General features: G+C 56.8%; 17 protein-coding genes. 4 read left to right on the top strand and 13 right to left on the bottom strand.

Annotation, left to right across the window (positions count from 1 at the left end):
* Positions 1-274: 274 nt before the first annotated feature.
* The 3 genes from betT to G583_RS0110440 are packed head-to-tail and all read left to right on the top strand — an operon-like array spanning position 275 to position 5570.
* Complete coding sequence (gene betT / locus G583_RS15590) at positions 275-2515, top strand: choline BCCT transporter BetT (protein WP_022871127.1); 2241 nt, start codon at positions 275-277, stop codon at positions 2513-2515.
* The gene (locus G583_RS0110445; protein ID WP_022871126.1) at positions 2505-3989 is read left to right on the top strand and encodes an aldehyde dehydrogenase family protein; all 1485 of its coding nucleotides are present in this window, start codon (positions 2505-2507) and stop codon (positions 3987-3989) included. Before betT ends, G583_RS0110445 begins: the two co-directional genes overlap by 11 nt.
* A gap of 24 nt (positions 3990-4013) precedes the next feature.
* A complete protein-coding gene (locus tag G583_RS0110440; RefSeq protein WP_022871125.1) occupies positions 4014-5570 on the top strand; it encodes a GMC family oxidoreductase in 1557 nt (518 codons plus the stop codon).
* 83 nt (positions 5571-5653) lie between these two features.
* On the opposite strand, the gene G583_RS0110435 is transcribed toward G583_RS0110440, so the two are convergent.
* From G583_RS0110435 to G583_RS0110410, 5 genes are all read right to left on the bottom strand, one after another.
* Complete coding sequence (locus G583_RS0110435) at positions 5654-5971, bottom strand: type II toxin-antitoxin system RelE/ParE family toxin (protein ID WP_022871124.1); 318 nt, start codon at positions 5969-5971, stop codon at positions 5654-5656.
* Positions 5968-6207 carry a ribbon-helix-helix domain-containing protein gene (locus G583_RS0110430; RefSeq protein ID WP_022871123.1) on the bottom strand — a complete coding sequence of 80 codons (240 nt, stop codon included), beginning with the start codon at positions 6205-6207 and terminating at the stop codon, positions 5968-5970. Before G583_RS0110430 ends, G583_RS0110435 begins: the two co-directional genes overlap by 4 nt.
* 444 nt (positions 6208-6651) lie before the next feature.
* The gene (locus tag G583_RS0110425) at positions 6652-7656 is read right to left on the bottom strand and encodes an LLM class flavin-dependent oxidoreductase (protein WP_022871122.1); all 1005 of its coding nucleotides are present in this window, start codon (positions 7654-7656) and stop codon (positions 6652-6654) included.
* A gap of 204 nt (positions 7657-7860) precedes the next feature.
* Positions 7861-8169 carry a hypothetical protein gene (locus G583_RS0110415; protein WP_022871120.1) on the bottom strand — a complete coding sequence of 103 codons (309 nt, stop codon included), beginning with the start codon at positions 8167-8169 and terminating at the stop codon, positions 7861-7863.
* Positions 8170-8341: 172 nt separating this feature from the next.
* Positions 8342-8863 (bottom strand): hypothetical protein, encoded by a 522-nt coding sequence (locus G583_RS0110410; RefSeq protein WP_156832101.1) that lies wholly within the window; start codon positions 8861-8863, stop codon positions 8342-8344.
* 57 nt (positions 8864-8920) lie between these two features.
* On the opposite strand from G583_RS0110410, the gene G583_RS0110405 reads away from it, so the two are divergent.
* A complete protein-coding gene (locus G583_RS0110405) occupies positions 8921-9499 on the top strand; it encodes a hypothetical protein (RefSeq protein WP_022871118.1) in 579 nt (192 codons plus the stop codon).
* Here the strand turns inward: G583_RS0110405 and G583_RS0110400 are convergent.
* The 8 genes from G583_RS0110400 to G583_RS16745 are packed head-to-tail and all read right to left on the bottom strand — an operon-like array spanning position 9496 to position 16806.
* Positions 9496-10014: a Na+/H+ antiporter subunit E gene (locus tag G583_RS0110400; protein WP_029629486.1), complete on the bottom strand. Its 519-nt coding sequence runs from the start codon at positions 10012-10014 to the stop codon at positions 9496-9498. The two genes, G583_RS0110405 and G583_RS0110400, sit on opposite strands and share 4 nt — an antisense overlap.
* The gene (locus tag G583_RS15585; protein ID WP_040895588.1) at positions 10014-11828 is read right to left on the bottom strand and encodes a proton-conducting transporter transmembrane domain-containing protein; all 1815 of its coding nucleotides are present in this window, start codon (positions 11826-11828) and stop codon (positions 10014-10016) included. The genes G583_RS0110400 and G583_RS15585 overlap by 1 nt, the downstream gene beginning before the upstream one ends.
* On the bottom strand, positions 11812-13323 hold the full coding sequence (locus G583_RS0110390; RefSeq protein WP_022871115.1) for a proton-conducting transporter transmembrane domain-containing protein: 1512 nt from the start codon (positions 13321-13323) through the stop codon (positions 11812-11814). Before G583_RS0110390 ends, G583_RS15585 begins: the two co-directional genes overlap by 17 nt.
* Positions 13314-14924 (bottom strand): complex I subunit 5 family protein, encoded by a 1611-nt coding sequence (locus G583_RS0110385; protein ID WP_022871114.1) that lies wholly within the window; start codon positions 14922-14924, stop codon positions 13314-13316. Before G583_RS0110385 ends, G583_RS0110390 begins: the two co-directional genes overlap by 10 nt.
* Positions 14921-15217, bottom strand: coding sequence for an NADH-quinone oxidoreductase subunit K (locus tag G583_RS15580; RefSeq protein WP_022871113.1), 297 nt, complete (start codon positions 15215-15217; stop codon positions 14921-14923). The genes G583_RS0110385 and G583_RS15580 overlap by 4 nt, the downstream gene beginning before the upstream one ends.
* On the bottom strand, positions 15214-16227 hold the full coding sequence (locus G583_RS0110375) for an MnhB domain-containing protein (RefSeq protein ID WP_022871112.1): 1014 nt from the start codon (positions 16225-16227) through the stop codon (positions 15214-15216). The genes G583_RS15580 and G583_RS0110375 overlap by 4 nt, the downstream gene beginning before the upstream one ends.
* Complete coding sequence (locus G583_RS15575) at positions 16215-16520, bottom strand: cation:proton antiporter (RefSeq protein ID WP_245540619.1); 306 nt, start codon at positions 16518-16520, stop codon at positions 16215-16217. Before G583_RS15575 ends, G583_RS0110375 begins: the two co-directional genes overlap by 13 nt.
* The gene (locus tag G583_RS16745) at positions 16513-16806 is read right to left on the bottom strand and encodes a hypothetical protein (RefSeq protein ID WP_022871111.1); all 294 of its coding nucleotides are present in this window, start codon (positions 16804-16806) and stop codon (positions 16513-16515) included. Before G583_RS16745 ends, G583_RS15575 begins: the two co-directional genes overlap by 8 nt.
* Between the last annotated feature and the right edge of the window lie 35 nt (positions 16807-16841).

Below are 16841 nucleotides of genomic sequence, written 5' to 3'. Positions count from 1 at the left end.
TCAGAAGTTCCACTTGCCACTACTTCTTGCCGCGTGGTGGGTGCGAGTCTACGACCATTTACCACCAAAACCGAAGCTTCAGACTCCACACAAAAGTTACTCACAGGTAAGTTTCCCATCACATTTACGAAAGTTCGTCTTGTGTTATAGCTAACCTTGCAAGGGTATATCTTGATTTCAACTGATTTTGGGCTCTATGGTTGCGATAGTCCAGGCTTCTAAAACCACTCACACTGTGCCTGGTACGTATTCTGTTTTCAACGAGAGGACTATCATGGCGGATGCCGTGGACTCGCCTGATGCGAAACATGCTCAGGGATTGAAGAGTTCGGGAACCCCGGAACCCTTAGAGAGCGCGCCAAAACACGCTCCGGTCAATAAACCTGTCTTCATCACATCGGCACTGATTATTGTGGCGTTTGTGATCTGGGCTTCGATCTGGCCTGACCAAGCCGACACCGTGATCTTTGGATCCATGGACTGGATCGGCGCTAACCTCGGTTGGTACTACGTCGTCACCGTTACTCTGGTGGTCATTTTCGTGCTCGTTGTAGCACTGACCCGGGTCGGACGCGTCAAAATGGGACCCGACCATTCCAAACCCCGGTACAACCTCTTTACCTGGGCCTCGATGCTATTTGCCGCCGGTATCGGCGTTGACCTGATGTTCTTCGGAATATCCGGTCCGGCAACCAATTACCTCACCCCGCCAGAAGGCGCTGGACTATCCGATGAGGCAGCGCGCATGGCCCCACTGTGGACCATGTTCCACTACGGCACCCCCGGTTGGGCGCTGTACGCACTGATGGGTATGGGCATCGGCCTGTTTGCCTACCGCTACCACATGCCATTGAGCATCCGTTCAGCGCTTGCACCAATCTTTGGTAAACGTATCAAAGGTACCGCAGGCCACGCCGTCGATGTTGCCGCGGTCTTGGGCACCATCTTTGGTATCGCCGTCTCACTGGGTATCGGCGTTGTCTTCCTCAACTACGGGCTAGCGCACATCTTTGGTGTCCCACAAGGTATGAGTGTCCAAATTGCCCTGATGGTTCTGGCCGTTGGTATCACCATCATTTCCACCGTCACAGGCGTGGACAAAGGTATTCGCCGCCTATCTGAGCTCAACGTGCTACTGGCAGTAGCCATGATGCTCTGGGTGCTCATTTCCGGTGAGACACCGAAACTGATGAACCAGCTGGTCCAAAACATTGGCGACTACTTCTCACGTTTGCCCTCCATGTTGATGAATACCTTTGGCTACACCGACGGTGACCCCACATATTCGTCACAAGCCTGGATGCAGGACTGGACGCTCTTCTTCTGGGCCTGGTGGATAGCCTGGGCCGCCTTTGTTGGTCTATTCTTGGCTCGTATTTCCCGCGGCCGCACCTTACGCCAGTTCATTTTGGGTGTACTGCTCATTCCACTCAGCTACATCGTCCTGTGGATCTCAATCTTTGGCAATGGTGCACTGGCCTTCTTCCGTGCTGGCGATGAGGCTTTTCTCAGCGCAGCAATCGAAAACCCCGAATCCGGGTTCTTCAACCTGCTGACCCAGTATCCCGGCCAGACCTTCAGTATTGGCCTTGCGGTCCTCACCGGACTGTTGTTCTACGTAACCTCGGCTGACTCTGGCTCCCTGGTCATGGCAAACCTGACCTCCAAGCCAACGACCAATGACTCAGATGGTGCGCCATGGTTGCGCATATTCTGGGCGGTTGTCACCGGTGCCCTCACCTTATCGATGCTGTTCATTGACGGGGTCTACACGCTCCAAGCCGCCACCGTATTGATCGGGTTGCCGTTTTCGGTCGTGATCTACCTGATGATGATCAGCCTGTACAAAATCCTACGAACCGAAGTTCAAAGCTTCGACTCCAAACAGGCTGCTATGCCGGGCGTACTCTCCAGTTTGCGTGACAGTGGGAAATCCAGCTGGCAGCACCGACTACGTCGCCGGATGTCGTTTGCTACCGCACAGCAGACCACCAAGTTCATCAACGAGGTCGCTACTCCGGCAGTTGAAGACGTCGCTGAAGAACTCACCAAGCTTGGTGCCGATGTCACCTGCCATCGCGGTGAACACCCCGATTACCCAATCCCGTATGTGGACTTGATGGTTCGATTCCCCGAACAGGACGAATTCAAATACCAGCCGTATCCGGTTGCCTACGACGTGCCCAACTACGCATCCAACCTGGCTGCAGTCAAAGAAGTCTTCTTCAAGGTCGAAGTCTTCACCCTGACAGGCTCACAAGGCAAAGATATTATGGGATACACCAGTGACCAGATCATCGCTGACATCCTGGATGCCTACGACGCACACGTGCTGTACATGTCCATGATCGGAGATAAGGGTTCACCTTCTGGCATTGTCGAAGTGAATGTTCCCGACGAATGGACCGACAGCGACCAGGCTGATACTTCAACCACCTCGATTCCGACCGTGTCCGAACAGACTTCAACCACTGATGATCCCAACGATCAAGGAGGCGCCGATCATGAGCGCTGAAAACGTCAAATCTCTGTTTATTGATGGCCAGTGGGTGGCCTCATCGAATCAAGCCACCCGCACTATTTATTGTCCCGCTGATGGCAGTAAAGTTGGTGTGGTCTCTGAGGCAACAACCGAGGACACCGAACGCGCCATCGCTGCAGCGCGCGCCGCTTTTGAATCCGGTGTGTGGGCAGATAAGCCTGCCGCCGAGCGAGGTGACTTCTTGTTAGCCGTTGCCGAAGGTATTCGCGAACGCAAGGACGAGTTCGCCCGCGCAGAAGCTCTCGACACCGGTAAACGTCTGGTCGAGGCAGAAGGCGATATGGACGATATTATCTCGGCCTTCCGCCACTTCGGCAAGATCGCAGACCACTACCCCGGTCGTCTAGTCGACGCTGGTGACCCTACCGTCATCTCGCGTGTCGTGCATGAACCCATCGGTGTGGTCGGCATGATCACCCCGTGGAACTTCCCACTGCTGCAGGCGTCCTGGAAGATCGCCCCGGCGATTGCCACCGGCAACTCGTTTGTGATCAAACCAGCAGAACTTACCCCGCACACCACCATGTTGATCGTAGATGTCATGGACAAGCTCGGTCTGCCAGCAGGGGTTGCCAACGTGGTGTTGGGTGACGGCGGCACCGTTGGCGCACCGCTGTCCACCCACAAGGACATCGATCTGGTGTCCTTCACCGGAGGGCTGGTCACCGGTCGAAAGATCGCAGAATCAGCTGCTTACACGGTCAAGGATGTAGCACTGGAACTCGGTGGCAAGAACCCGAACGTGATCTTTGCGGATGCCGACTTCGAAGCTGCCGTCGACAACGCACTGAATGCGGGCTTCCTCGATTCCGGGCTCGTCTGTTCAGCCGGTACCCGCCTGATCGTTCAGGACACCATCGCTGACAAGTTCGTCGACGAACTGGTACGCCGCGCCGGCAACATTATCATGGGCGGACCATTTGATGAAAAGGCCGAAACCGGACCACTGATCTCCAAAGAACACCGCGATAAAGTCACCGACTATGTCAATCGCGGCATCGAAGCCGGTGCGCGTCTACGCGTTGGTGGCAACTGGGGTGGACCCGAACACGAAAAGGGCTACTTCTACGCGCCAACCGTGCTGGACCAGTGCACCGCCGACAACCCGGCCGTCATTGAAGAGGGCTTTGGCCCGGTCATTACCGTTGAAACCTTCGCAACCGAAGATGAAGCCATCGCCATTGCTAATAACACCGACTACGGCCTGGCAGGCGCTGTCTGGTCATCCGATACGGGTGTTACTACCCGCGTTTCGCGCAAGCTGCGTCACGGCACCATCTGGATCAATGATTACCACCCATACCTGCCACAGGCAGAGTGGGGCGGATTCAAACAATCCGGTGTTGGCCGTGAACTAGGTATCACCGGTATGGAAGAGTACACCGTTTCCAAGCACATCTACGAGAACACCGAACCGGCTGTCTCCGGCTGGTTCCCACAGAAATAGACGGCAACACGAATGGAGCATAACGTGGCAAAAGATAACTATGACTACCTGGTGATCGGTGGTGGCTCCGCCGGAGCCGTCGTGGCCGCTCGGTTGAGTGAAGATCCAAACGTTTCGGTTGCACTGCTAGAAGCCGGCCCAACTGATATTGATCAGGACGTTGTTCTGCAGCTCAACCGCTGGCCAGAATTGCTGGAATCTGGTTTGGACTGGGACTACCCGATCGAACCCCAAGAAAACGGTAACTCCTTTATGCGTCACTCCCGAGCACGTGTACTGGGTGGTTGCTCATCGCACAACTCCTGTATCGCGTTCCACCCACCGGCCGAAGACATGGACCTGTGGGAAGAAATGGGTGCGGAAGGCTGGAATGCTGAAACCATTCTGCCGCTGATCAAACGTCTGGAAACCAACGAGAACACGGCAGACCACAACGGTACCGACGGCCCAGTGCACCTGATGAACGTGCCAGAAAACGATCCCGTCGGGAAGGCGCTGCTGGATGCTTGTGAACAACAGGGCATCCCAAAGGTGCAGTACAACACCGGTGAAACCGTGATCAACGGTGCCGGCTTCTTCCAGATCAACTCGAAGAAAGACGGCACTCGCTCATCATCATCGGTGTCCTATCTGCACCCGATCATGGATCGTGAAAACCTCGATATTCTCACCGAGCACTGGGTCACCGAGATTCTGTTCGATGAAGACAATCGAGCAACCGGCGTCAAATACCTCAGCAATGCTTTTGACCGCATGGAAACCTTGACCGCCAACCGCGAGATCGTGGTGTCTTCCGGAGCCATCGACACACCAAAACTGTTGATGCTGTCGGGCATTGGTCCGGCAGACCATCTGGCAGAGCACGGCGTGAACGTTCGCGTCGATGCTCCGGGTGTTGGTTCCAATCTGCAGGACCATCCAGAAGCCGTCATTTCTTGGGCATCGAAGGTTCCGATGACCCGTGATGCCACCCAGTGGTGGGAAATCGGTATCTTCTCCCCGACCGAAGACGGCTTGGATCTACCGGATCTGATGATGCACTACGGCTCCGTGCCGTTCTCGATGCATACTCGTCGTCACGGCTACCCGCACGAAGATGAGTCGTTTGCGCTGACCCCAAACGTTACCCACGCTCGTTCGCGCGGTACCGTTCGTCTGCGCTCGCGCGACTACGCCGATAAGCCAATGGTCGATCCACGCTACTTCACTGACCCAGAAGGTCACGATATGCGTGTTGCCGTACACGGCATCAAATTGGCACGCAAGATCGTCGCGCAGTCTGCCATGTCTGAGTATGCCGGCCGCGAGCTCTTCCCGGGTGAAGACGTTCAGTCGGACGAAGACATCGCAGCCTATGTATCCAAGACACACAACACGGTCTACCACCCTGCTGGCTCATGCCGCATGGGCCCGGTTGATGATGAAATGTCGCCACTGGATCCACAGCTGCGTGTCAAAGGTACCAAGGGCCTGCGTGTGGTTGATGCTTCCGCCATGCCACAGTTGCCTGCCGTAAACCCGAACATCACTGTAATGCTGATGGGTGAACGTGCTGCTGATCTGATCAAAGCAGACCAGTAACCGCTCACCGCATAAAGCAAACGGCGCTTCGAACCTCGTATTCGAAGCGCCGTGTTGTATTGTCTGCAAGCCCGACAATACGGTCAGCTACTGAAAAACTCTACAGGTATATCCCTGGCAGTGTGCAGTACCCGATGAATCCGCACCACCTCGACTTCATAGGTGTAGAACGCCAAGTACGGAAATTTTTTCAAAGCAACGGTTCGCATCTCGGGGATACCTATCTCGATACCGATACGGATTGAGCCCAATTGTGGGTGCTCACCAATGATCGTCTTGACCTCCTCGAGAGCATCGACGAAGCCCATCGCTGCTTCAGGGACACCTTGACCAAGGTAGTGATCTATTGTCCAAGCAATGTCTTCATCTGTGCGTCGGGTCGTAACTACACGACGACTCATACGGCGCCGGTTGTTTGTATGCGCTCACGCAACTCTTCGAAGTACACTTCATCCATCTCAGAACCGTGTCCCGAGTTCATGCCGTCCTCAAGCATTGCACGAAGTCTCGTGCGCGATTGTTCACGTCGGATCAGGTCGCGGATGAACTCACTACTGGTCCCGTAGTCCAGCTCAACGACCTGCGACTCGACGAACTTTTTAAGCCCCTCCGGCAGAGATACATTCATTGTTACCATGAAGCTATTCTATTATTCTTGGCAAACTTTGTCATCAACGAGAATTCGGATTGTTGACTCTGGTTGGCCAGCTCTAGCTGCGTTTCCAGTGGGTTGTGAATAAGTGGAGTCCATGCACTACCAGGTCGAACATCCAAAACGTTGGAGCTGGTTTTTCGCCGTTGGGTAGCGGCGCGGGAGTGCCATGCTCCCACCCGACGCCCGCGTGCCACAGTGCTGTCGTTATTTTTCGATGCTCCATGCTTCACGAATTGCAGACACCTTGAGGGAATGTTTTCACAAATGCTTGGCCAAATACGGCTTGTATTCCAAGGATTGGTGCGAATTTCATGATTGATTGCTCATACAAATGTTAAATCATCACTGAGATAAATGATCGTGATAGGCAGAATATGTGGGTAACCTGACTCTCGCAGCAGTAGTCGAATATATTCCTCTGAGAATTCAAAACCAGATGTCGGCAAGCAGGTGCAATGAGCGATTTCGCACGGCCGGATCATAAGCATAGGTGACGGTCATGAGTTCATCGGCGCCTGTGCGCTCAACAAACTCTTCCAACTGTGCTTTGGCGGTCGTCGGTGAGCCCACGGCTTTAACTCGCAGCATCGGACTGTTTCCGCCACGGGGGAGAGTCTCCGGATCCACCGGCGGCTGGATCTTGCCGTGGTTGCCGATAATGCGATTGATAAACATCTGTACGACCGTCGTATATTCTCGTTCCGCTTCGACGTCGGTGTCGGCGATCATCACGTTAACCGCAGCCATCACGTATGGTTTATCGATCTGGGCGGTCTGCGCATCTGGGTTGAAAGATTCCCGGTACGACTGCAAGGCCTCATCAATCTGGTCCGGTGCAAAGTGCGATGCCAGCGAGAATGGTAAACCTAGCTGACCAGCAACGGACGCACCTTTGGGGCTTGAGCCAAGCACCCAGATAGGCACTTCAGTCCCAGCAGAAGGAGCCGACAGAGTCGAGCTGTTCGGGTCCCGACCGGTCTGGCTAAACCAGCCCTGGAAGTCTTCGACGCTGCGAACAAATGCTTCTGGTTCGGCCGAGGAACGCCTGAGCATTTGAGAGGTTTTCCCATCGGTGCCCTGTGCACGTCCCAGACCCAGGTCGATTCGGTTGCCATGAATATGAGCCATAGTGCCGAATTGTTCGGCCACCATTAACGGAGCATGGTTGGGCAACATGACACCGCGGGAACCTAACCGGAGGCGTTCAGTCACGGAAGCCGCCTGAGAGATCAGCAGCGCGGTAGCGCTGGAGGCCACGCTTGGGTCATTGTGATGCTCGGCGAACCAGAACCGCCGGTAGCCGAGTTCATCGGCCAAACGGGCCGCTAGCATAGAGGCTTCGATTGCGTCTCCAGCGCTGGAACCTTCAGCGATAGGGACCAAATCAAGAACGCTAAGTGGTACGGACAATGCGTTGTCTTCTGCCCTCACCTGTTGGTCCTCTGTTCCTGGCCTGTTTTACGGAGCCTCAGGTAGATGAACAGCATCAGCACAGCACCCATCGATGCCGAAGTGGCCAGGGGAGCGAGATTATAGGCTTCGTCATGGGATGTCATGACGCCTATTATGCCCAACGTAATCGCTGTTAGCGCTAGCAGAATTGTCAGACCAAAAACTATTCTCCGCCACATAGTTTCATGGTGGCAGATCTGACTGCATCAGACCAGGGTTGGATCGTTCATCACCCACTTCAATAGTGTTGGGGCTGTCTGATGCCACCACCTCTTTTTCGTTTCGGGTAGCCTCTCGAACACTGAAGACGACCGTTGCCGCAAATGTGAGGCTCTCCCCCAAATAGATTCCAGGCCCAGGTAACGCATTCAGCGCTCCAACCATCCAGATCGGGTGGGCCACGCTGTTGAGTATGCCCATCGACCGACTAATGCGTTCGTCTTCAACGGTGGGCTCGGCTTTGAACTGCGCAGCATGACGCATTTGGTGCATCCCACGAATTCCGACAACCACGGCGTAGGTTGTCGCGACTGCAAGTGCTGCAGTCCCAGCTGTTCCCCGGGCAAAGGGCCATCAGATGCTATAGAGCAGCACGTATGTGCTCATGAGTATGGGAAAAGCCGCAATCCCGCGAGCTGTGGCACCAAACCATGGTGGCACGTGCTCAGTCATGTGTCGATGACTCTCGATCCCGCTGCTCTGTGGTAACGCTCCACCACGTTAGGGCTCCAGCAACTACGCCCATGACCAACCGTGGGGCCCGGACTCCGGCTCGGCGCAGGGCACGATCCATTTTCTCATCGGCCCACAGTGCAACTGCGATGGACCCGGAGAACACTGCCCCTATCGCAACGCCTGGGATCAGCATTCGCGTGGCACCACGAACCCCACCACTGGTTTTCTGTTCCCCAGCATATTTGCCGTTTTCTAATGCATCGGAGTCATCAGAGTCGTCTTCTGCAACATGCTTGCGCACCAACTGTTGCATGACCTGGGGCTTTGCACCGAAGTATGCACTGGCGATGCTGGCTGAGGCCAGCGGGCCCCAAACAAGACTCCGACGCAGCCACCGCGGGTAATTTCGAGCGGGAATGAGCGTGAGCACGCCTGTGATAATCCCCTGGGTCCAGGGATGGCCAAGGAGATCGGCGATACCTGGGTCGTGTGCATGATGTGGGTGGCTCATACCGGTCATTGTAGTCATCCCGCTTTTTTCCATGCCACGATTGATACGGTGAGTTGCATGTCACTCACACTCACCACAGCTATACGACTGCCACGCGCCCATATCGCGATCGGGATGTGCGCGGGTGCGCTCGCGTTGACCGCCTGTGGATCGGGTACCGATGACGCGGTCGCGCAGAGCGTGACGGCGCAGTATTATATGTTCGCCGGTGAACCCAGCGAGAACGATATCCCGGATGTCGAGCTAGATGAACCTGCGCTCGAGGATACGGAGGATCACTATTTTCGGTACCTCGGTGTACACGGCTCAACCGAGTTCTATATGGCCCGCACCGATCATGAGGAAACCGTAGCGCAGGGGCTGTGCTTCATTGCCGTGGATACGGAAACCGACGAGCCCACCACCGCATGTAAGGGCCCCGACGAGCTCGACCCCATGGTGGTGCAAGTAGATACGCCGGTTGAAGCGTTTCTTATTCCGGATGGGACGCACATCGATGAGCTGCCCGAGGGATGGGCTCAGGTTCGCACAAACGTTCTAGCGGTCACCGAACCTGATGTCGCCGCAGACGAAGCTGAAGTCATGCTGCCCGTCGACTCAGAACCCCCACAAGAGTACACGCTACAGCGCAACTAGCCGTCGTGATCGATCCAGTCGATTTGGAAGGCCTGTTGGACACGATCTTGGAGTCGCTGCCACTGATCTTCTGGTTTGAGATCCATCGATAGAGTGTGCACCTCGGCGATGGTGTGCTGGTCGGTGGTTCTGACGCGTTGGATCATAGAGCCGGGCAGCAGATTCATCAACAGATAGCAGACTTCTCGTCCCGGTCCGGAAGGGAGTTCTACCGGCACCTCGACGACTTCAGGTTCGATATCTACGTTCCGCGTGAGCGCACGGCGGGCAACATCAAAACCACCACGGATGGACTGTTGCAAAAACCAGACGGCGAGCACAAGTGTTCCCCAGATTCGTGATGGCCATCGTTTGGGTTGTAGGTGCCCCGGTGGCAACAAAGCTAGGCTCAAAGCGGTCACAGCAAGAATGGAAACGATCCCATAGACCAGGGTGTCTGCTGACATGCCGGCGAGGCCGATCCAAATGCCGGAGAACACGATGATTCGTAACAGGGCACCAAGTATCCAGCGCATTAGCCTGTTCCTCCGATCCAGAGACTCAAAACCAGGATCAGCGTCAGCAGGAGCATGATGCCGGTGCCAAAACGTGGCCACTGGCGGACGTTGTCTTCGGTTTTTTCGATCGAAGCATTGGTGGATTCGGTGATGTTTGCCATCAAGGTCGCGGCGCCCCCTCGGGCTTTTCCGGTGTAGTTGTGCACAGAATCTAATGCGGCACCGCCTCGATCTTGAAGAATCCTGGCCCAGGATTCCTCTGCCGCCACTAAGTCCCCTGCGGGAATAGCGGGCTGGTCACGCTCGCGCCGTGGGAGCCAACCACGTTTGCTTAGCCACCAGAAGATGCCACCTAGGGCCAATCCCAGGCCGATGGGCCAGGTGGAATCCCACAGGGTTTGTGGATCGGCCCACTCTGGCAGGCTCAGCGGCGACCATTGAGCCCCAATCATCCAGGGCACCACGATGCCGGCGATGCAGACTCCCAACCAGGCCAACAGCTCGCCGTCGAGGCTCCGCTGTGGATCGCGTTGTTCGGTAAGCACGACCCATAAAAATCGCAACAGTAAAACAATTGAGCCGGTAGCAACCAGCGGCAGAATGTATTCGAGTCCTACGCCAGCAATCTTGAGTCCTTCGACGGCATCTTTGGAAACATATTTGCCGATGCCTCCGGAAGTGATTGGGGCACCGGCAACCGCAAAACCAGCGCCAACCATACCGATGGTCACCACAATCCCGGACAGGCCGCGTCCATAGTGTTTGATGACCGGGACCCCAAGGAACAGTGCTCCCTTGGCAAGTCCATGGTGAACGGCATACAGCACGGCGGCATCCACGGTGTCTTCGGCTAGGGTGCGGTCCAGCAGTCCGGCGGCGATGAGCGCACCGATGAAGCCCATCTGCGAAATGGTCGAGTAGGCTAATACGACTTTTCCGTCGGTCTGTGCCACACCGATCAGTGCGGCGGCGAAGGCTCCCAACAGCGACAGGATCATGAGGACCCAACCGAAAATCTCTAGGGTCGCGGCGGTATCTCCCGCAGCGGAGTTGTCAGTCTGAAGCGGGAAGAACCGGAGGAAACCCACCATGCCGGCCTTTACCATGGCACCGGATAGCACCGCTGAAGCGGCCGGTGGGGCTGCAGGATGGGCCAGTGGTAGCCACACGTGCAGCGGTGCCGTCCCCGCTTTCACTCCGAATGCGATGAGCAGCAGGGTCAAAATGAGACCGGTGCGTTCAGAAGCGAGCACTGCTTCGGGAGCGTCAGAAAGGATATTACCGCCGATGTGAGCGGTGAGTAGGAGCCCGGCCAGCAGTGCGGTTTCTGAAATGACCGTCATGATCAGATAGATTGCGGTGGCTCGATACGATTCGGGCGCACGATAGTGCACGATTAGTCCGACCGCAGAGAAGCTCATGACGGCAAATGACAGGTAGAAACTAATTGTATCGGCGGCCAGATAGACACCGATGTTGCCGGTATAGCTGGCTAGTAAAAATGCTGAGAGCGTGCCGAAGGCTTTTTCAGTGTTGCGCAGTTTGGCCCATGAGATGGACATCAGAGCTGCACCGTAGAGTAATGCACCGATCAGGAGCAGTCCACGAGAGATGGTATCGACCGCGAACGTGACCCCGAAGAGCAGCCATGGTACGTCGAGTTCAGTGCCCGGTCCAGCGATGGCGGCTGCGATGGACGGGAGGATGGCCGCGGGCGCCCCGATCGCAAGAACGCGGCGTGCGGTGTCACGTACGGCTGGGCGAGCCACTCCCGCCAATGGGATGAGGGCCGCGATGAGCGCGGGTAGGAGCAAGCTAAGGGCTATCAACATCGGAAAACACCCCTTCGCTTATTTGTTCGGCAATTTCTAGCGGCGCATAGGCGATGGAGGCTCCGGCACCGATGCCCACGACGAGACCGGCGGTAACCAGGGCTGGCCACAGCATCATTTTGGGTTCGGCCACGGCCCGAGCATCGGCGATCTGCGGGTAGAAGAACCACATCCGGTAGATGATGGGTAAGAAGTACATCGAGTTCATGAGTGATGACGCCAGCAGGATCGTGATCACCCAGGTGTTGTCAGAGTCCAATGCGCCGATGCCCAGTTGCCATTTGGAAATAAAGCCCGCGGTGGGTGGTATACCGATCATGCCCAGTGCGCCGATGGTGAAGGCCAACGAAGTCAACGGCATACGATAGCCAATACCGCGCATATCCCGAATGTTGGTGACGCCTGTGGTTTCTTGAAAGAGCCCAGCACAGAAGAACAAGGTGATTTTCATGATGCCCTGGTGCACCAGATGGACCACTCCCCCGGTGGTTCCTGCCACTGTGGCCATGGTCAAACCAAGGACCACGTACGAAACCTGCGAGACCGTGGAATAGGCCAGTCGTTTTTTCAAGTCCAACTGACGAAGGGCTTGATACGAACCGTAAATAATCGTCAGACTGGCTATCACCAGCAGCGGCGTGAGGAGACCGAGTTCGCTGGCCACCTGGATGCCGTAGACGTCATCAACCACACGCACAATGCCGAAGACCCCGGCTTTGACTACCGCTACGGCATGCAGCAGTGCGGAAACCGGTGCCGGTGCGACCATGGCCAACGGCAACCAGCCATGTAGCGGGACCAGCGCAGACTTTACGCCCAGGCCACCGATGAGCAGGATGAAGATGATGATGGCGATGGTCGGTGAGTACTCCGCAAGTTCGGTGACACCCTCGGCCCCGCCCGACTGGAAGTCCACATCACCGGTATAGATGGTCAACCAAACCACGCCAATGAGGAGGACGAGTCCACCGGTCAGGGTGTACCGCAGGTAAATGCGGGCGGCTCGAACAGCTGCTGGGGTGCCCCAGTGGGCCACGAGCGGGTAGGTGACCAAGGTGAGCATCTCGTAAAACAGCAAGAACGTCACCAGGTTGCCCGACAGTGAGATCCCCACACTGGCGGTGACACACAGGCTAAAGAACCCAAAGAATCTGGACTGGTGAGGTTTTCCGTGCAGATACCCGATGGCATAGATGGTGGTGAGCAGCCACAGTGACGACGACAGGGTAGAAAACAACAGTGCTAGTTCGTCGACCCGCAGCACGAGGTCGATGCCCGGCACAAAGGACATCGAGAACTCGGGGTGCAGACCCTCGCCCAACACCACGGGAAAGAGTGAGACGATCAGGGCGACTTTGACGGTAGCGATGGTCAGGTTCACGATGGCACGGAGTTTGGTCTGGCCCTCGCGCATCGGGAAGATCATGATGGCTGCCGATAAGGACAACAACACCATCAGCAGCGGGATCACGTAGTGCAGGTTTGTCAGCTCCATGGCGCCCCCACTTCTAGGAGGTCAAAGATGGGTGTCCCCATGAACCCGGTGAGGAGGGTCAAGACGCCTAGGGTAAATGGTGCCACCTGGGCGACGACTGGCATGGAGTTGCGGTGTAGTTCGGGGTGCGCTGCGTTCTCCTGGTCATTATCCATCATCAACGGCCCAAATGCGCGCAACAGGTACGCGGCTGATAGGAGCGTGGCCACGATGATCACCGGCAGGATCCAGTAGTGACCACCCGCCAAGCTTGCGCTGGTGAGCTGCCATTTCCCCGTGAACGACAGTGAGAATGGCAGTCCCGCCAGGCCGATGGCGGTCAATCCCATGGTCATGACCATCATCGGGTGGGAACGTGCCTCGCCGCTGAGCGCGGCAATTTTTTCTGTGCCGTACAGTTCTTTGAAATACCCGGCCGTCAAGAAAAGGGCAGATTTGGCAAGGCCATGTCCTAGAATCAAACCCACCGTGCCTGCGAGCGCGCCGGCAATGACTTCGGACGCATCGAAGGTGGTAACGCCCGGATCGCCCAGTGACGCAGATGTTGGCATGAAGACCACTGGCAACAGCAGGAACCAGTACCCGGCCTGTGCCACAGTGGAATAAGCGATCAGAGGTTTCAGTCGGGTCTGGCGTAGTGCCATGATCGCTCCGACGATCAGCGCGATGAGACCGAGCAGCGCAAAGACCCAGGCGACGATGCTTAGCGCCTCAGCGACATTCAAGGGCGCTTCCCCCGAAGTTTCGGTCAACGCCGGGGAGTAGGCCGGTGCAGCAACGTAGAGCCAACTACGGAGGAATACGAACAAGGCACCTTTGATAACCAGTGCAGAAAGGATTGGAGATACCGCAGATGGTGCTCCGGAGTGTGCCGGCACTAACCACTGGTGCATTGGGACCAGGGCAACTTTCATGGCTAGCCCGATGCTGAGAAGCACCATCGCCACTGTGGCAACACCAGCGGCTTCCGGGTTATCGGTGAGCTGTTGGGCCGCCTGGTTGATGTCCAAGGTGCCTGTGACGGAAACCAACAAACCGACGGCGACTAGGAACAGCAAGGAGCCCAGCACGGCGATAAAGAGATAGCGTAGGGCTGCCGGCCAAGACTTTTGACCACCCAGGGCGACCAATCCGACTGCTGTCAGCCCTACGAGTTCTAATCCAACGTAGGTGTTGAAGAGGTCTCCGGAAACAAAGACAGCATTGAGGCCTGCCCAGCAACCAAACCATAGCGGCCAGAAACCCGCATGTTCGGTCTTGCTTTGTCCATTGGCTTGGATGCGCTCCCCGGTGGCTTCAGGGGTGGCAGCTGCGAAAGCGGTGATCCCCAGGCCGACCAGGCTAGTCATGGCGATAAAAAGCACCGAAAGTCCGTCTGCTCGCAACACGATTCCCAGCGGAGCCCCGTAGGCGCCCAGGTCAACTTCAACAACCTCACCGGATCCGAGGTGTATGACCACCGGTACGGTAAACCCCACGATGAGCACTGCAACAACTACACCAAGGAGGCGGCGGAGCACATGGGTGCAAAGGGCCATGACTGCTGCGCTCAACAGTGGCGTTAGCACCAGGGCGCCTGTGCTGAATTCGGCAAGTGTCATGAAGAGGCCTCCCCGTCTTCAAGATCGGGGGTGTCTTCAATGCGGCGGATGAGTACTGCGGCCGTCGCCGTAAACGCGGCGGTGATGACCAGTCCGGTGATAACCAAGGCTGATAAGACAGGGTCGATTGGTTCAGAGCGGGCAGCCAACGATACCAACACCATCAACGAGCCCGCACCGGTGATATTCAGTGCGATCAGTCGCGCGACGAGATCTTGCACCGTGAGCAGCCTCAGGGCTCCGATGGTCACCACGATGACGCCAAGCAAGAGATACCAGGTGGCAGTTGTCATGGCTTCGCCTCCTGATGCACTGGCTCCCCTGGGTTGTCGAGCACATTGCCCAATGGGGGCAGCATGGCGAGGTAAAGCATAAAGAGGGCTGCAGCGATACCGGCGGTGAGCGTGATTTCCACGCTCAGGATGGCGCCGTAAGCGAAAGCAGACGGCCAAGTGAACCAGGCTTCGCCGCTTAACGGGCCCAGCAAGCCGGCGAGCACAAAGACGCTAACGCCCGCGATTGCCAGCGGAGTAAGCCAGTAACGGATGAAGTGGTCGAGTTGCACGCCGGCAAGGTGCAACAAGATCAGCATGCCGGCGATGACAGCACCCGATTGAAACGCTCCGCCGGCTTCGGTGGTCCCTGCAAACAGCAACCACAGGCCGACCAGGAACAGTAGCGGGGTCATGAGCCGAAAGACCCAACTAAAGCTGGCAGCTTGGGCCTGATGGAGTAGGTTGGCTCTGGACCGGGTAGCCGATCGCAACGAGTTGTCAGGCATGAGCGTCAGTGCTAGCAGGGCCGCAAACATGAGGACGGCGGACTCCAGCAAGGTGTCATAGGCACGGAATGCCAGCAACACACCGGTAATTCCGTGGTCGACTGGCAGCTGTCTCATTGCCGGGTCCAGCGCTGTTTCCCACTGAGGCAAAACGTGTTCAGTGCGCCACCAGATTCCGGCGACCACCGTGGTTATCACCACACCACAAATCCCGCCTAAGAGTCCGGTAAGCCAACGCGGGGCAGCCTTGAACTGCATCGCCTGCTGGCGCGTTTCTGCGGCTTGGCTGTTGGTTGATGCCGCGAGGACGACGAGCACGGCGCTGAGGATACCGCTGCCGAGTGCGGCTTCCGCCAGTCCGATGTCAAGGCTAGTGAGCCGAAACCAGACCAGGCTCAACACCACGCCGAGCCCTAGGAACGCCATAACCTCTCCCTTGCGGGAACGCATGAATACCGTGAGGGCGACGCCTACGAGCACGACCGCACTCAACGCAAAATCTACCGGTGTCACCTGCGCCATGAGTCCTCCCCCGTTTGATCAGCAGAGGCGGGTTCAGTTCCGGCCAGCACTCGCGCAGAAACGGAAGCAGCGATCAGCGCTAGCAACCAGATGAGTAAGAGAATCAACGCCGTGGACCAGCTGCCCAAATGGACCGCAACACCGGCAAACATGAGACCGAGACCTAAGTTGTCTGCCTTTGTCAGTGCGTGTAGCTGACTGCGAAGATCGGGAAATCGAATGATCCCCACGGTTCCGGCGGTGAAGAAGAATCCTCCCGCCAGCAATAACACTGCAACCACAAGATCACTCATCACAGGCACCCCTTGGTGCAGCATCGGCCCGGCGGATCAGCATGACCCGCATGACCACCGGCAGGGCGGCCAGCCCCATGAGGACGAGGCTCAAATCGGTAAACCGTGAAAGTTCTTCGGCAAACAAGGCTGCCATAACCGCAGCCAACGCAGCTCCGGTAGTGCCGGTGAGTAACAGCCCGAGCAGCCAACCGTTACCGTTGGTGCGGCGTCCGACGACAATCAGTGCCATCACCAGGTTAAACAGCAACAGGATGACGATGCTGATCATCACGATGTCCAGCATGTTTCATCCTCCCAGCGGCAGCGGCGAACGGCGAT

The organism is Yaniella halotolerans DSM 15476 (genome assembly GCF_000420805.1).
Classification (GTDB): Bacteria; Actinomycetota; Actinomycetes; order Actinomycetales; family Micrococcaceae; genus Yaniella; species Yaniella halotolerans.
This window is presented reverse-complemented; position numbering and strand designations above follow the sequence as displayed.

What these genes read in the sequence shown, in the direction of transcription:
- betT (WP_022871127.1), top strand. Translation starts at nt 275, where the DNA reads ATGGCGGATGCCGTGGACTCGCCTGATGCGAAACATGCTCAGGGATTG.
- G583_RS0110445 (WP_022871126.1), top strand. Translation starts at nt 2,505, where the DNA reads ATGAGCGCTGAAAACGTCAAATCTCTGTTTATTGATGGCCAGTGGGTG.
- G583_RS0110435 (WP_022871124.1), bottom strand. Translation starts at nt 5,971, where the DNA reads ATGAGTCGTCGTGTAGTTACGACCCGACGCACAGATGAAGACATTGCT.
- G583_RS0110430 (WP_022871123.1), bottom strand. Translation starts at nt 6,207, where the DNA reads ATGGTAACAATGAATGTATCTCTGCCGGAGGGGCTTAAAAAGTTCGTC.
- G583_RS0110415 (WP_022871120.1), bottom strand. Translation starts at nt 8,169, where the DNA reads ATGCACCAAATGCGTCATGCTGCGCAGTTCAAAGCCGAGCCCACCGTT.
- G583_RS0110410 (WP_156832101.1), bottom strand. Translation starts at nt 8,863, where the DNA reads ATGAGCCACCCACATCATGCACACGACCCAGGTATCGCCGATCTCCTT.
- G583_RS0110405 (WP_022871118.1), top strand. Translation starts at nt 8,921, where the DNA reads ATGTCACTCACACTCACCACAGCTATACGACTGCCACGCGCCCATATC.
- G583_RS0110400 (WP_029629486.1), bottom strand. Translation starts at nt 10,014, where the DNA reads ATGCGCTGGATACTTGGTGCCCTGTTACGAATCATCGTGTTCTCCGGC.
- G583_RS15585 (WP_040895588.1), bottom strand. Translation starts at nt 11,828, where the DNA reads ATGTTGATAGCCCTTAGCTTGCTCCTACCCGCGCTCATCGCGGCCCTC.
- G583_RS0110390 (WP_022871115.1), bottom strand. Translation starts at nt 13,323, where the DNA reads ATGGAGCTGACAAACCTGCACTACGTGATCCCGCTGCTGATGGTGTTG.
- G583_RS0110385 (WP_022871114.1), bottom strand. Translation starts at nt 14,924, where the DNA reads ATGACACTTGCCGAATTCAGCACAGGCGCCCTGGTGCTAACGCCACTG.
- G583_RS15580 (WP_022871113.1), bottom strand. Translation starts at nt 15,217, where the DNA reads ATGACAACTGCCACCTGGTATCTCTTGCTTGGCGTCATCGTGGTGACC.
- G583_RS0110375 (WP_022871112.1), bottom strand. Translation starts at nt 16,227, where the DNA reads ATGGCGCAGGTGACACCGGTAGATTTTGCGTTGAGTGCGGTCGTGCTC.
- G583_RS15575 (WP_245540619.1), bottom strand. Translation starts at nt 16,520, where the DNA reads ATGAGTGATCTTGTGGTTGCAGTGTTATTGCTGGCGGGAGGATTCTTC.
- G583_RS16745 (WP_022871111.1), bottom strand. Translation starts at nt 16,806, where the DNA reads ATGCTGGACATCGTGATGATCAGCATCGTCATCCTGTTGCTGTTTAAC.